We start from the raw sequence: 13,114 nt of genomic DNA, 5'->3' as shown, positions 1-13,114 counted from the left end.
TCCTTTTCGCTAGGAGGCTTGCGAGAAGGAATCTAGGGCCTGTCGACAGGTTTAGACAGAGTTTTCCAGCGAATCAGCCATCGGTATTTCCGATACCGGCACGGACCATCGTTCCTGAGATTTCCCGGGGACCTGACATATGCATCCGATAAGCCTTGATGTGTCTTCGGCAAATCGCCTAGCGTCCCTGCCGTCGGAAATACCTCCGACCGACTCCCCCGCACGTTATACCCCCTGGAGATATGGACGTGAACAGCACGCGTACTCGTCGTGGCCGTCGCACTGTGGTCGCCGCCGCTCTGGTCGCCGGTCTGCTCGGCGCCGGTGGCGTCGCCTCCGCCAGCCCGGGCCACCTGATCACCGCGAAGACCACCGCCGAGGGCAAGTTCGTGAAGCCCCAGAACGTCAAGGTCAAGAACGTCAGCCGGGTCATCGAGCAGACCCTCACGATCCAGCCCGGTGGCGACACCGGCTGGCACGTGCACCCGGGCATCGTCTTCCTGACGGTCGTCAAGGGCACCATCACCCGCCGCAGCGCGGACTGCAAGGTCGAGACCTTCCCGGCCGGCAGCTCGTTCATCAAGCAGGGCGACGTCCCCCTGAACGGCGTCAACCTGGGCACCGAGCCGATCGAGCTCCACCTCACCTACGTCCTGCCCGAGGGCACCCCGCTCCGCTACGAGCGCGAGGCGCCGAAGTACTGCAAGTTCTGACCGTAGGTCAGCCTGCTCGGTGCGGTGGTCAGCGCACCGCACCGAGCAGCACCTCCTCCAACTCCCGCCGGTAGCCGGCCAGCCGGCCGACCCGGTTGACGGTCAGCGCGCCGACCAGCGCGCCGGCCCGGTGGTACGAGACCTCCAACCGCCGCCCCGGAAGGTCGTGTTCGACCACCCGGACCTCGTCGGCGAAGGCCGGCAGGCCGACCGAGCGGACCTTCACCCCGTGCAGGTCCGACCAGAACGACGGCACTCCCGTGAACGGCTCCGGTGCTCCGGGGTGCAGCAGGGTGCGCGCGGCCGCGGCCGCCTGCTCCACCGCGTTGGTCCAGTGCCCGAGCGCCACCCGCGCGCCGCCGGCCAACGGGTGCGGCCAGCGCACCACGTCGCCCGCCGCCACCGCGCCGGGCAGCACCGAGCCGTCCGCCCGCAGCACCCGCAGCGCGGCGTCGCAGCCGACCCCGCCGTCCAGGGCCAGGCCGGCCCCCTCCAGCCACCCGGTGTTCGGCACCGCCCCGAGCGCCAGCACCGCCGCGTCCAGCGCGAGTTCGGTGCCGTCGGAGAGCACCGCCCCGGTCAGCCGGGCGCCGCCGCGGAAGGCCGTCACGGTGACGCCGGTGCGCAGGTCGATCCCCGACTCCCGGTGCAGTGCGGCCAGGTAGCCGCCCGCCTCGGCACCGATCGCCCGGGCCAGCGGCTGCACCGCGGCCTCCACCACGGTGACCTCCAGCCCGCGGGAGCGGGCGGTGGCCGCGATCTCGCCGCCGAGGAACCCGGCCCCGACCACCAGCAGCCTGCGCCCCGGCCGGAGTTCGGCCCGCAGGGCGAGGGCGTCGTCGCGGCCGCGCAGGGTGTGCACGCCCTGCGGCACCGGGCCGTCCCAGCCCCGGGCCGCCGAACCGGTGGCGATCACCAGGCCGTCCCAGCCCAGCTCCTGACCGTCCGCCAGCTTCACGGTGCGGCCGTCCGGGTCCAGCGCCACGGCCGGGGTGCCGAGCAGCCACTCGGCGCCGAGCCCCTCCGGGACGGGCAGGGCGGTGGCGTCCGCCGGATCCTCCGAGGCCAGCTGCTGCTTGGAGAGCGGCGGCCGGTCGTACGGCGGGTGCGGCTCGGCGCCGACCAGGGTCAGCGCGCCGTCGTAGCCGCCGGCCCGCAGCGCCTCGGCGGCCCGCAGCCCGCCCAGCGAGGCGCCGACCACCAGCACGCGTCGCAGGCCGCCGCTCACCGGTCCGCGCCTCCCGCCGCGGCGGTGGCGATGGCGCGGACCGGGCAGACGGCGGCGGCCTTCTCCACCTTGTCGCGCAGCCCGTCCGCGGGCTCGGCCTGGTAGACCAGGTAGTCGTCCTCGTCGAAGGAGAACACCTCGGGCGCGGCGTAGACGCACTGCCCGTGGCTCTCGCACAGGTCCATGTCGACGGTGATCCGCATGTCCGTACTCCTCTGAGGGTCAGCTGACGGGGGTGACGGGAGGGTTGAAGCGGGAGGCCTCCGGGGCGCTCCAGCGCAGCGGGGCCGCGTCCAGGACCTCCCGGACGGCGGTGACGTCGAACTCCACCAGGCGCTGGGCGCCGGGGACTTCGGCGATCAGCTCGGGGTCCCAGACGGTGCGGGCGGTGCCGGTGAGGTGGAGGGAGGAGCCGGACTCCCAGCCGGGGACGAGGATCCCGGCGGCCGGGTTGAGTTCGAGGTTGCCCAGGGTCAGGAACATCGCGTTCCCCACGTAGTCCGGCCAGCGCAGCCGGGTGGGCGAGAGCACCCGGAGGAACCCGGGGCTGCCTCCCCGGTGGGAGGCGTCGGCGTCGCCGCCGTCCGAGGCGGTGGCCACGAAGAAGGTGTCCGCCTCCCGGATCCGCCGCTGCTGGTCCTCGGTCAGCTCCGCCGAGTCGAGCGCGCGGGGCCGGCGGCCGGCGGCCTCCTCGACGGGGAGCGGGCGGTGGTCGCGCTTCTGGATGTACTTGGGGCAGTTGGCGATGACCTGGTCGAGGTCGACCCGCAGGCCGTCGCCGTCCGGGACGGAGCGGCCGTTGATCCGCATCCGGCGCCGGGTGGCGGGCTCGATGGCGATCATGCCGATCCGGGCCGGACCGGCCAGCGTCGCGGCCAGCGGGTCCTGCGGCCCCGGACGGGCGGCGACGGTCAGCGTCCGCTCGTCCGGGGCCCGGAGGAACCCGGGGGTCCCGCTCACCTGGGTGGCCCAGATCCGGCCGTCGCGGTCGGCGCCGCCGATCACGACCATCGGCTGGCCGGTGAGGAACTCCGCGGCCACGGGCGGGATGACCGTGCCGATCCCGCCGAGGGAGAACCCGGCCTGCTGGCTGAGCTCCGCCCGGTCCTGAACGGCGAGTTCCCCACGGTGGTAGGCGGTCGTCACGGTCTCTGTCCTTCCGGTCGGATCGGCGGGATCGGTACGGCGGGGTCGGTGCGGCAGGGTCGGTGCGGCGGGGCGGTTTAGAAGAAGCCGCAGGTCGGGGCACCGGTGGTGGGGGCCTCCTGGCCCTCGGCACCGGACGGGCTGTAGATCTCCAGGCGGATGCCGTCGGGGTCGGTGAAGAAGATGCCGCCGGAGGAGGCGCCCTCACCGTGCGGGACCACGCCGTCGTAGGCGAACTCCGCACCCAGGTCGCGCAGCACGGCCTCGGCGTCCTTGACCTCGTCGACCGTCTCCACCTGGAAGGACAGGTGGTGCAGGCCGGCCGAGGCGGTCGGGAAGGCCGCGGCGCTCTGCTGCCAGAGGGTGACCTGCAGCTTGCCGTCGCGGCCGAGGAAGGCGAACCGGCGGTCCGTCTCCTTGCCCTCGCCGAGCACCTCGAAGTCGAAGACCTTCCCGTAGAAGTTCATCGAGCGGTCCAGATCGGTGACGTTCAGGCCCACGTGGCCGGTCTGCAGCGACTTGAAGTTACCCATGGTGATCACGTGCCTTCATAGAGGTGGCCCGGATACGTTCCCGAACCGCTGAAAGCGACTTTAGTGGTTAGATTCCGGGGCAGCAAACCGACTAACTTCCGTTTACCGGTTAGTATTGCTAGTCTTTCGCTTTTCACCGCGCACGTGAGGAGGAGCCCGATGGCCCCGTCGACCACGGCCGACCCGCGCCCCCTGGCCGGCGAACCGCTCTCCATCGATCTGCTGAACACCCGCTGGAAGCCCCAGTCCGGGCCGCAGGACCTGCTCGACAGCACCGAGGGCCTGGCCGCCTGGCTCGACTTCCCGACGGCCCGTCAGGCCTTCGGCGACACCGTGCCCGAGGCCACCCCCGAGGCCCTGGAACGGCTGCGACAGGCCCGGGACGCGATCGCGGCGGCGGTGCGCGCACCCGAGGACCCGGCCGCCCGCGCCGCCCTCAACGAGGTCCTGTCCCACGGCCGGGTCCGCCACCTGCTCACCGACCACGGCCCCGCCACCGCCGTGGAGACCGACGCCCCGGAGTGGCTGCCCGCCTGGACGGCGGCGGAGGACTACCTGCGCCTGCTCGGCGACCGTCCGGAGCGGATCCGCCCCTGCGCCAACCACGACTGCGTGCTGCACTTCTACGACGTCTCGAAGAACGGCACCCGCCGCTGGTGCTCGATGTCCGTCTGCGGGAACCGGGCCAAGGCCTCCCGGCACTACGCCCGGCACGGCAGCGACTCCTGAGCGTCCCGGTGGGTCGGGGGTCATGCCGAAGACGCTAGGGAGCGCCGCTCCGGGCCTGCCAATCCCGGGCCGATACTCCGTCAGGTCCGGTCACCCGCGCGGACGACGGCCTCCCCCGGACGGCCCCGGACGTACGGCGGGCCGCCGCACCGCCCGCGCTGCGGGTGGTGCGGCGGCCCATGAGGCGTACCGAGGGGTGGCCCTGTCGTCGGTCGTGGTGGCGTCGTCGGAGCTGTCGGTGGCGTCGGTGCTGTCGGTGCTGTCGGTGTCGTCGGTGGCGGAAGGTCAGGCGGAGAGCGGCTCGGGCTCGCCGCGCGGGCGGCTATGGTCGTGGTGCTCGTACTCGCGGAACTGCTCGGTGGCCCCGTACGGCTCCAGGTAGGGCCGCCACCGCGGGTCCTTGATGCCGGTGCCGATGATCCGCCAGGCCAGGCCGGTGGGCGGGGCGGGCGGACGCTTCATCCGCCAGCCGAGCTCGGTCAGGTGACGGTCGGCCTTGGTGTGGTTGCAGCGGCGGCAGGCCGCCACCACGTTGTCCCACCGGTGCTGGCCGCCCCGACTGCGCGGGATGACGTGGTCGACGCTGGTGGCGGCGGCCCCGCAGTAGACGCAGCGACCGTGGTCGCGGGCGAACAGGGCCCGGCGGGTGAGCGGGACCGGGCCGCAGAAGGGGACCCGGACGAAGCGGGTCAGACGGACGACGGACGGCGCCGGAACGGCGCTGGTGGCGCTGTGCAGAGTGATCCCGGAATCCTCCAGGCAGACCGCCTTGTGGTTGAGGACCAGGATGAGAGCGCGTCGCATCGAGACCACACCCAGCGGTTCGTACGACGCGTTGAGGACCAGGACATGCGGCACGGAGGCCTCCTTGGACGCCTGCGGCGCGTGGCTCGCGCCGGGACGAGCGGTCGACCGCGGGCGGGTGCCCCGCCGCGATCTCCACAAGTGTCGCCTCACGCCGTCGTGGGGCGCCACCACTCCTGCGAAACGGATCCGATGTGGATTCCGTCATACCCGGTATGCCCATCCACCTCCCGCATCCCACCCCACGACCAGCCCCTCGGCGTAAGAGCCGGGCACCGGAGGGCGCGGCCCGGGGCGCGGCCGGTGGTGCGGCCGAGGCGCGGCCGGTGGTGCGGCCGGGGGCGCGGGGAACTGCGCGAGACGGAAGTCACGGACCCGGGTGCCGGGTACGGCGTTCCACTTGCAGGTGAGCGACCGCACCCGGCAGACAGGTCACCTCCTTCCGCCTCGCGCAGTTCCCCGCGCCCCCGGGGTAGCCACCACCCACCACGCGCCCACGCGGCGGAGCCGCACATCAACACAGCCCCGCGCCCCCGGGGTGACCACCACCCACCACGCGCCCACGCGGCGGAGCCGCACATCAACACAGCCCCGCGCCCCCGGGGTGACCACCACCCACCACGCGCCCACACGGCGGAGCCCCGCGCCCCCGGCACCGGGAAGTGCCCCCTGCGGGCCGGGCTAGGCTGGCGTTTCGCCCAGCCGTAGCACCGAGTAAGGAAGGACTCCGCCCGTGACCGCTTCCGGCACGCTCGGCCTCCTCGCCGACGCCTCCCCCTCCCCCGGCCCGACCGCGGACCCGCTCACGAACCTGCCGACCTCGCCGGCCGAGGCCGCGGAGGCCACCAAGCAGGCCACGGAGTGGGTCGGCCGCAGCTGGCAGGGCTGGCTGGAGGGCGGCCTGCGGATCGTGCTGATCGTGCTGCTCGCCCTGGTGCTCCGCGCGGTGCTGCAGAAGATCATCACCAAGTTCATAGCGCGGATGGTGCGCCCCGCCGAGGCCGAGGCCGAGACCGGCCGGTTCAGCGGGCTGCTGGCCAACAGCGGGGTGGTCAACACCGAACGGCGCCAGCAGCGCTCGGAGGCGATCGGCTCGGTGCTGCGCAGCGTGACCTCCTTCACCATCCTGGGGACCGCGGCACTGATGGTGCTCTCCGCGCTCGGGGTGAACCTGGCGCCGCTGCTGGCCAGCGCCGGTGTGGCCGGCGTGGCGATCGGCTTCGGCGCGCGGAACCTGGTGACCGACTTCCTCTCCGGGGTCTTCATGATCCTGGAGGACCAGTACGGCGTCGGCGACGAGATCGACACCGGTGTGGCCACCGGCACCGTGCTGGAGGTGGGCCTGCGCGTGACCAAGCTGCGCGGGGCCAACGGCGAGATCTGGTACATCCGCAACGGCGAGGTGAAGCGGATCGCCAACATGAGCCAGGGCTGGGCCACCGCCTCGGTGGACGTCCAGGTCGGCTACAAGGAGGACCTGGCCAAGGTCGAGGAGCTGATCAAGGAGACGGCGGAGCGGCTCTCCAAGGAGAGCCCGTTCGACGAGTTGATCTGGGGTCAGGTCAAGGTGCTGGGGCTGGAGTCGGTGGCCTTCGACTCGGTGACGGTCCGGGTCGAGGCCCGCACGTCGCCGGGGAACGCGCTGCTGGTCTCCCGCACCCTGCGCCAGCGCCTGAAGACCGCGCTGGACGGCGCCGGGGTGAAGGTCAAGGAGGAGACCGTGACGGCCGCCGCGGCCGCGGCCGCCGCAGCGGCGAAGTCGGCGGAGAGCGCCACCGCCGCTGCCGCCGCGGCCGGCACCGCCCCCTCCGCCCTGGCCGACCCGACCTCCCCCGCCTCGCTCGCGACCAAGCCGATCCCCGCCCAGGGCACCGAGTAGCAGCGGCCGCGCCGGGACCCCGTCACCCCTCCGGTGGCGGGGTCCCGGCGCGTGCTGGGTAACGCTTCGGCAACCTGCGGGCGACGCCCCGTTGACACCCCCTGGCCTAGGCGAATAGCTTCCTCCCAGGGATTGGAAACTTTCCTAACAGTCCAACGGGAGGCCCCGAGCCGCACGGCCGGGGCCAGAGCAGGGAGGATTCTGGGCGTGACCGACAACACCCGCACCCCCCTGGCCGGCACCCCGAGCCTGCTGCGCGCGATCAACGACCGTGCGGCGCTGGAGCTGCTGCTCGCCCACGGCCCGCTCTCCCGGACCCAGATCGGCACCCTGACCGGCCTCTCCAAGCCCACCGCCTCCCAGCTGCTCGGGCGGCTGGAGAGCGCGGGCCTGGTGCTGCCGGTCGGCACCACGGCCGGCGGCCCCGGGCCCAACGCGCAGCTGTACCAGGTGAACCCCGCCGCCGGCCACGTGGCCGGGGTGGACGTGACGACCACGCACGTGCGCGCCGCCGTGGCCGACATCACCGGCTCCACGCTGGCCGAGCGCGTCACCCCGACCAAGGGCTGGCCGGCCGCCGAGGCGGTGGCCCGCACCGCCGAGGTGCTGGCCGAGACCGTCCGGGAGGCCGGGCTGGCCCCGGGCAGCCTGCTGGAGACGGTGGTCGGCGTGCCCGGCGCGCTCGACCCCGGCAGCGGCCGGCTCCGGTACGCCTCGCACCTGCCCGGCTGGCACTCGCCCCGGCTGCTGGAGGAGCTGACCGAGGCGCTCGGCTCCGGGGTGACCGTCGAGAACGACGTCAACCTGGCCGCCATGGCCGAGCAGGCCTTCGGCGCGGCGCGGGGCAGCGAGGACTTCGTGCTGCTCTGGGCCGAGGAGGGCCTGGGCGCGGCGATCGTGATCGCCGGCCGGCTGCACCGGGGCTTCACCGGCGGCGCCGGGGAGATCGGCTACATGCCGGTGCCCGGCTCGCCGGTGGTGCACCACCCGCGCAAGAACACCGGCGGCTTCCAGGACCTGGCCGGTGCCGACGCGGTGATCGCGCTGGCCCGCGAGCACGGCCTGGAGGTGACCGCCGCCGACTCCACCGTCGAGGCGCTCGCCGAGGCCGCCGTGGGGGCCGCGCTGCGCACCGAGGGGGCCGGCGACGACTTCCTGGACACCCTGGCCGCCCGGCTGGCGGTCGGCCTGGCCGCGGTGGTCGCGGTGGTCGACCCGGAGCTGGTGGTCCTGGCCGGGCGCACCGTGGCGGCCGGCGGCGACCGGCTCTGCGAGCTGGTCCAGGCCGAGCTTGCCCGGACCTCCGTCCCCCGTCCCGAGGTGCGCTCCAGCACCGTCCCGGGCTCCCCCGTCCTGCAGGGCGCGCTGCAACGCGCGCTCGCCACCGCCAGGGAGACGGTCTTCACCACCCACTGACCCGACACCGCACCACCGGATCCGCCGTCACCACCCGCACCACCGGATCCGTCGTCACCACCTGCTCCGCCTCCACTGCCTGACCCACCGTCACCACGCCACCGCCCGCCCACAGGGCGGTCCGGCCTGCCCGGATTCCCCCAGGAGGACCTTCGATGCGCTCCCCCCGCAGACCGTCCCGCGTACTCGCCGCCGCCGCAGGCAGCGCCGTGCTGGCCCTGCTCGCCACCGCCTGCACCGGCACCCCCGACTCCGGCACCACGGACGAGTCGGCCTCCGGCCAGGACGTCACCATCACCTTCTGGCACGGCTGGAGCCAGGAGAGCGAGACCAAGGCGATCGACGAGAACATCGCCGCCTTCCAGAAGACCCACCCGAACATCAAGGTCAAGGTCGTCCCGAGGATCGAGGACGACAAGGTCGAGCAGGCCCTGCGGGCCGGCGGCCCGGACGCGCCGGACGTGGTCTCCTCCTTCACCACCGACAACGTCGGCAAGTTCTGCAACTCCAAGGCCTGGATCGACCTCAACCCGCTGCTGCAGAAGAGCGGCATCGACCCGGCCAAGACCTTCCCGGCCGCGATGCTCAAGTACAGCCAGTTCCAGGGCAACCAGTGCTCGCTGCCGCTGCTCGGCGACGCCTACGGCCTGTACTGGAACAAGACCGCCTTCGCCGCCGCCGGGATCACCGCGCCGCCGAAGACCTTCAGCGAGTTCGAGGCCGCCGCGGTCAAGCTGACCCAGACCGAGGGCGACTCCTACAAGCAGCTGGGCTTCATGCCGAACTACCACGGCTACGAGACCGCGCTGCCGCACTACCTGAGCCAGTACGGCGTCGAGTACTTCGACGCCCAGGGCAAGTCCACCGTGCACACCGACCCCAAGGTGGCCCAGGCGCTGACCTGGCAGAAGTCCCTGGTGGAGAAGCTCGGCGGCTTCGAGAAGCTGGAGAAGTACCGCTCCGGCTTCGGCGACGAGTTCAGCGCCAAGAACCCCTTCCACACCGGCCAGGTGGCGATGTCGCTGGACGGCGAGTGGCGGACCGCCTCGCTGGCCGAGGAGAAGCCGGACTTCGAGTGGGCCACCGCGCCGTTCCCGGTGCCGGACGACCAGGCCGCCAGCTACGGCAAGGGCTACCAGACCGGCACCATCGTCGGCATCGCCCGGACCAGCAAGAAGCAGACCGCCGCCTGGGAGTTGGTGAAGTACCTGACCACCGACACCGACGCGGTGGTGAACTTCGCCAACGCGATCCACAACGTGCCGAGCACCTTCGCCGCGCTGGACTCGCCGAAGCTGACCGCCGACGCCAACTTCAAGACCTTCCTGGAGATCGCCAAGAACTCGGCCTCCAACGGCGCCCCGGCCTCCATCAACGGCGGCGCGTTCCAGGTCAGCCTGCAGAACTTCTCCTACGAGGTGGAGGCCGGCCGGGCCTCCGACCTCAAGGCCGGGCTCACCGCCACGGCCAAGGAGATCGACGCGGCCGTCGACCAGGCCAAGTGACATGACGCTCCTCGGCACCAACCCCGTCCCGGCGGCGCTGCGCAGCAAGCGCCGCCGGGAGGGCCTGCGCACCCTGGCCTTCCTCAGCCCCTGGCTGATCGGCTTCGGCGTCTTCTTCGTCTACCCGCTGGTCTCCACCGCGTACTTCTCGCTGATGAAGTACAACGGCATCGACCCGCCGGAGTTCCGCGGGCTGAAGAACTGGAACTACGTCTTCAACCACTACCCCTCGTTCTGGCAGGGGATGGGCAACACCCTCTGGCTGGTGGTCATCATGGTCACCCTGCGGGTGGCCTTCGGCCTCGGCATCGGCCTGCTGATCACCAAGGTGAAGACCGGCGCCGGCCTGTTCCGCACGCTGTTCTACCTGCCGTACCTGGCCCCGCCGGTGGCCGCCACGATGGCCTTCGCCTTCCTGCTCAACCCCGGCACCGGCCCGGTGAACGACCTGCTCGGCAGCTTCGGCCTGCCGCAGCCCGGCTGGTTCACCGACCCGGAGTGGTCCAAGCCGGCCCTCACCATGCTGGCCATGTGGGGCATCGGCGACCTGATGGTGATCTTCATGGCCGCCCTGCTGGACGTGCCCAAGGAGCAGTACGAGGCGGCCGAGCTGGACGGCGCGGGCGCCTGGCAGAAGTTCCGCTTCGTCACCTTCCCGAACATCACCCCGATCGTGCTGTTCGCGGTGGTCACCGGGGTCATCCAGACGATGCAGTACTACACCCAGGCGATCGTGGCCGGGAAGGTCGCCAGCGGCGTGATCGGCGGCTCCGGCCAGCAGTTCGAGCCCGGCTACCCCAACGGCTCGACCTGGACCCTGCCGCAGATGGTCTACAACCTGGGCTTCCAGCGTTCCGACTACGGCTCCGCCTGCGTGGTGGCCCTGGTGCTGTTCGCCCTCTCGATGGCGTTCACCGCCGTGCTGATGCGCCGGAAGTCCGGTCTGCTGGGAAGTGAGGACTGATGGCCGCCACCGTCTCCGTACCGCTGACCCGCCAGGGCGCCGCGCTGCGGGTCGCCCGCCGCCGGGCCGCCCTGCACTGGGTGGCCGTCCACACCACGGCGCTGGCCGCCGGGCTGTTCTTCGTGCTGCCCTTCGTCTTCGTCCTGCTCACCTCGCTGATGACGGACCGTCAGGCACTCACCTCGGACCTCTGGCCGCACGAGTGGGTCTGGAGCAACTACGTCGCGGTGTTCCGCACCCCCGGCTTCCTGGAGTGGTGGGGCAACACCCTGCTGTACGCCGGGCTCGGCACCGTGCTGACCATCGTGTCCAGCGTGCCGGTCGCCTACGCGCTCGCCCGCTTCCGCTTCCGCGGCCGGCGGCTGGCGCTGCTGGCGGTGGTCTCGATGATGATGCTGCCGCCGCAGGTGGTGATCATCCCGATGTACCTGTTCTGGGCCAAGCAGCTGCACCTGAGCGGGACGCTCTGGCCGCTGATCATCCCGATGGCCTTCGGCGACGCGTTCTCGATCTTCCTGCTGCGGCAGTTCCTGCTGACCATCCCCAAGGAGTACGTGGAGGCCGCCCGGATCGACGGCTGCGGCGAACTGCGCACCCTGCTGCGGGTGGTGCTGCCGATGGCCAAGCCGGCCATCGCCGCCGTCGCGCTGTTCCAGTTCTTCTACTGCTGGAACGACTACTTCGGCCCGCAGATCTACTCCAGCGACAACGAGCACTCCTGGACCCTCAGCTACGGCCTGGCCTCCTTCAAGGCGGCCCACCACACCAACTGGAACCTCACCATGGCAGCCACCCTGCTGGTGATGGCCCCGGTGATCGTTCTCTTCTTCTTCGCACAGAAAGCCTTCATCGAAGGCGTGACACTGACAGGGGTCAAGGGCTGATGTCCGCACTCAAGTTGGCGATCGTCGGTGGCGGTTCCACCTACACGCCCGAACTCATCGACGGGTTCGCCCGGCTCCGCGACACCCTGCCGATCGGCGAGCTGGTGCTGATCGACCCGGCCGCCGACCGGCTGGAGCTGATCGGCGGGCTGGCCCGCCGGATCTTCGCCAAGCAGGGCCACGACGCGGTGGTCACCACCTCCACCGACGTGGCCGCCGGTGTCCAGGGCGCGGACGCGGTGCTGCTCCAGCTCCGGGTCGGCGGCCAGGCCGCGCGCAACCAGGACGAGACCTGGCCGCTGGAATGCGGCTGCGTCGGCCAGGAGACCACCGGCGCCGGCGGCCTCGCCAAGGCGCTGCGCACCGTCCCGGTGGTGCTGGACATCGCCGAGCAGGTCCGCCGGGCCAACCCGGACGCCTGGATCGTGGACTTCACCAACCCGGTCGGCATCGTCACCCGGGCGCTCCAGCAGGCCGGCCACAAGGCCGTCGGCCTGTGCAACGTGGCGATCGGCTTCCAGCGCAAGTTCGCCGCCCACCTGAACGTGGCCCCCGAGCTGGTCCGGCTGGACCACGTCGGCCTCAACCACCTCACCTGGGAGCGCGGCGTCACCCTGCTCGACTCCCCCGACGCCACGTCGGGCCGGGAGGTGCTGCCCGAGCTGCTGGCCGGCTTCGGCAAGGAGATCTCCGAGGACCTGCACCTGCCGCTGCCGGTGATCCAGCGGCTCGGCGTGGTGCCCTCCTACTACCTGCGCTACTTCTACCAGCACGACCAGGTGGTCGAGGAGCTCAAGGTCCAGGGCTCCCGGGCCGCCGCGGTCTCCGCGATCGAGGCCGAGCTGCTGGAGATGTACGCCGACCCGACCCTGGACACCAAGCCGGAGCTGCTGAGCAAGCGCGGCGGGGCGTTCTACTCCGAGGCGGCCGTCCAGCTGATCGCCTCGCTGCTGGGCACCGACGGCCGCACCACCGTCCAGGTGGTCAACACCCGCAACGACGGCGTGCTGCCCTTCCTGCCCGACGACGCGGTGATCGAGGTCCCGGCCGAGGTGGACGCGGCGGGCGTGCGGCCGCTGCCGCAGCGGCCGGTGGAGCCGCTGTACGCGGGCCTGATCGCCGGCGTCACCGCGTACGAGCACCTGGCCCTGGACGCCGCGCTGCGCGGCGGCCGGGACCGGGTCTTCGACGCCCTGCTGGCCCACCCGCTGGTCGGGCAGATCGAGCTGGCGGACCAGTTGACGGACCGTCTGATCGCCCACAACCGGGCCCACCTCGCATGGGCATGAGCAGTCCGGCGGGCACCCGCGGTC

The 13,114-nt window shown here is 72.1% G+C and carries 13 protein-coding genes; 8 read left to right on the top strand and 5 right to left on the bottom strand.

Going from position 1 to position 13,114, the window contains the following annotated elements; all coding sequences use genetic code 11:
* The first annotated feature begins 248 nt into the window (after positions 1-248).
* Positions 249-713 (top strand): cupin domain-containing protein, encoded by a 465-nt coding sequence (locus tag ACWCYY_RS36025; protein WP_380148972.1) that lies wholly within the window; start codon positions 249-251, stop codon positions 711-713.
* Between the two features lie 28 nt (positions 714-741).
* On the opposite strand, the gene ACWCYY_RS36020 is transcribed toward ACWCYY_RS36025, so the two are convergent.
* From ACWCYY_RS36020 to ACWCYY_RS36005, 4 genes are all read right to left on the bottom strand, one after another.
* Positions 742-1,941: an NAD(P)/FAD-dependent oxidoreductase gene (locus ACWCYY_RS36020; protein WP_449798463.1), complete on the bottom strand. Its 1,200-nt coding sequence runs from the start codon at positions 1,939-1,941 to the stop codon at positions 742-744.
* Positions 1,938-2,144 (bottom strand): ferredoxin, encoded by a 207-nt coding sequence (locus ACWCYY_RS36015; RefSeq protein ID WP_449798462.1) that lies wholly within the window; start codon positions 2,142-2,144, stop codon positions 1,938-1,940. The genes ACWCYY_RS36020 and ACWCYY_RS36015 overlap by 4 nt, the downstream gene beginning before the upstream one ends.
* 19 nt (positions 2,145-2,163) lie before the next feature.
* Positions 2,164-3,087: a pyridoxamine 5'-phosphate oxidase family protein gene (locus ACWCYY_RS36010; RefSeq protein ID WP_449798461.1), complete on the bottom strand. Its 924-nt coding sequence runs from the start codon at positions 3,085-3,087 to the stop codon at positions 2,164-2,166.
* Positions 3,088-3,164: 77 nt separating this feature from the next.
* Positions 3,165-3,620, bottom strand: coding sequence for a VOC family protein (locus ACWCYY_RS36005; RefSeq protein WP_449798468.1), 456 nt, complete (start codon positions 3,618-3,620; stop codon positions 3,165-3,167).
* 159 nt (positions 3,621-3,779) lie between these two features.
* On the opposite strand from ACWCYY_RS36005, the gene ACWCYY_RS36000 reads away from it, so the two are divergent.
* Positions 3,780-4,349: a CGNR zinc finger domain-containing protein gene (locus tag ACWCYY_RS36000; protein ID WP_449798460.1), complete on the top strand. Its 570-nt coding sequence runs from the start codon at positions 3,780-3,782 to the stop codon at positions 4,347-4,349.
* Positions 4,350-4,634: 285 nt separating this feature from the next.
* Here the strand turns inward: ACWCYY_RS36000 and ACWCYY_RS35995 are convergent, their stop codons facing one another.
* The gene (locus ACWCYY_RS35995; protein ID WP_345288575.1) at positions 4,635-5,207 is read right to left on the bottom strand and encodes an HNH endonuclease; all 573 of its coding nucleotides are present in this window, start codon (positions 5,205-5,207) and stop codon (positions 4,635-4,637) included.
* A gap of 679 nt (positions 5,208-5,886) precedes the next feature.
* Here ACWCYY_RS35995 and ACWCYY_RS35990 point away from each other — a divergent pair.
* From ACWCYY_RS35990 to ACWCYY_RS35965, 6 genes are all read left to right on the top strand, one after another.
* Positions 5,887-7,032, top strand: a complete 1,146-nt coding sequence (locus tag ACWCYY_RS35990) for a mechanosensitive ion channel family protein (protein WP_449798459.1) — start codon at positions 5,887-5,889, stop codon at positions 7,030-7,032.
* A gap of 207 nt (positions 7,033-7,239) precedes the next feature.
* Positions 7,240-8,448: an ROK family transcriptional regulator gene (locus tag ACWCYY_RS35985; protein WP_380148969.1), complete on the top strand. Its 1,209-nt coding sequence runs from the start codon at positions 7,240-7,242 to the stop codon at positions 8,446-8,448.
* A gap of 155 nt (positions 8,449-8,603) precedes the next feature.
* Entirely contained in the window at positions 8,604-9,953 is a 1,350-nt protein-coding gene (locus ACWCYY_RS35980; RefSeq protein WP_449798458.1) for an ABC transporter substrate-binding protein, read from the top strand.
* 1 nt (position 9,954) lies between these two features.
* Complete coding sequence (locus tag ACWCYY_RS35975; protein ID WP_345288571.1) at positions 9,955-10,917, top strand: carbohydrate ABC transporter permease; 963 nt, start codon at positions 9,955-9,957, stop codon at positions 10,915-10,917.
* Positions 10,917-11,801 (top strand): carbohydrate ABC transporter permease, encoded by an 885-nt coding sequence (locus tag ACWCYY_RS35970; RefSeq protein WP_345288570.1) that lies wholly within the window; start codon positions 10,917-10,919, stop codon positions 11,799-11,801. The genes ACWCYY_RS35975 and ACWCYY_RS35970 overlap by 1 nt, the downstream gene beginning before the upstream one ends.
* Positions 11,801-13,090, top strand: coding sequence for a 6-phospho-beta-glucosidase (locus tag ACWCYY_RS35965; protein ID WP_380148967.1), 1,290 nt, complete (start codon positions 11,801-11,803; stop codon positions 13,088-13,090). Before ACWCYY_RS35970 ends, ACWCYY_RS35965 begins: the two co-directional genes overlap by 1 nt.
* The last annotated feature ends 24 nt before the right edge of the window (positions 13,091-13,114 follow it).

The organism is Kitasatospora sp. NPDC001664 (assembly GCF_053596675.1).
Note: the sequence above shows the minus strand (reverse complement) of the source record. Positions and strands in the feature narration are given on the sequence as shown.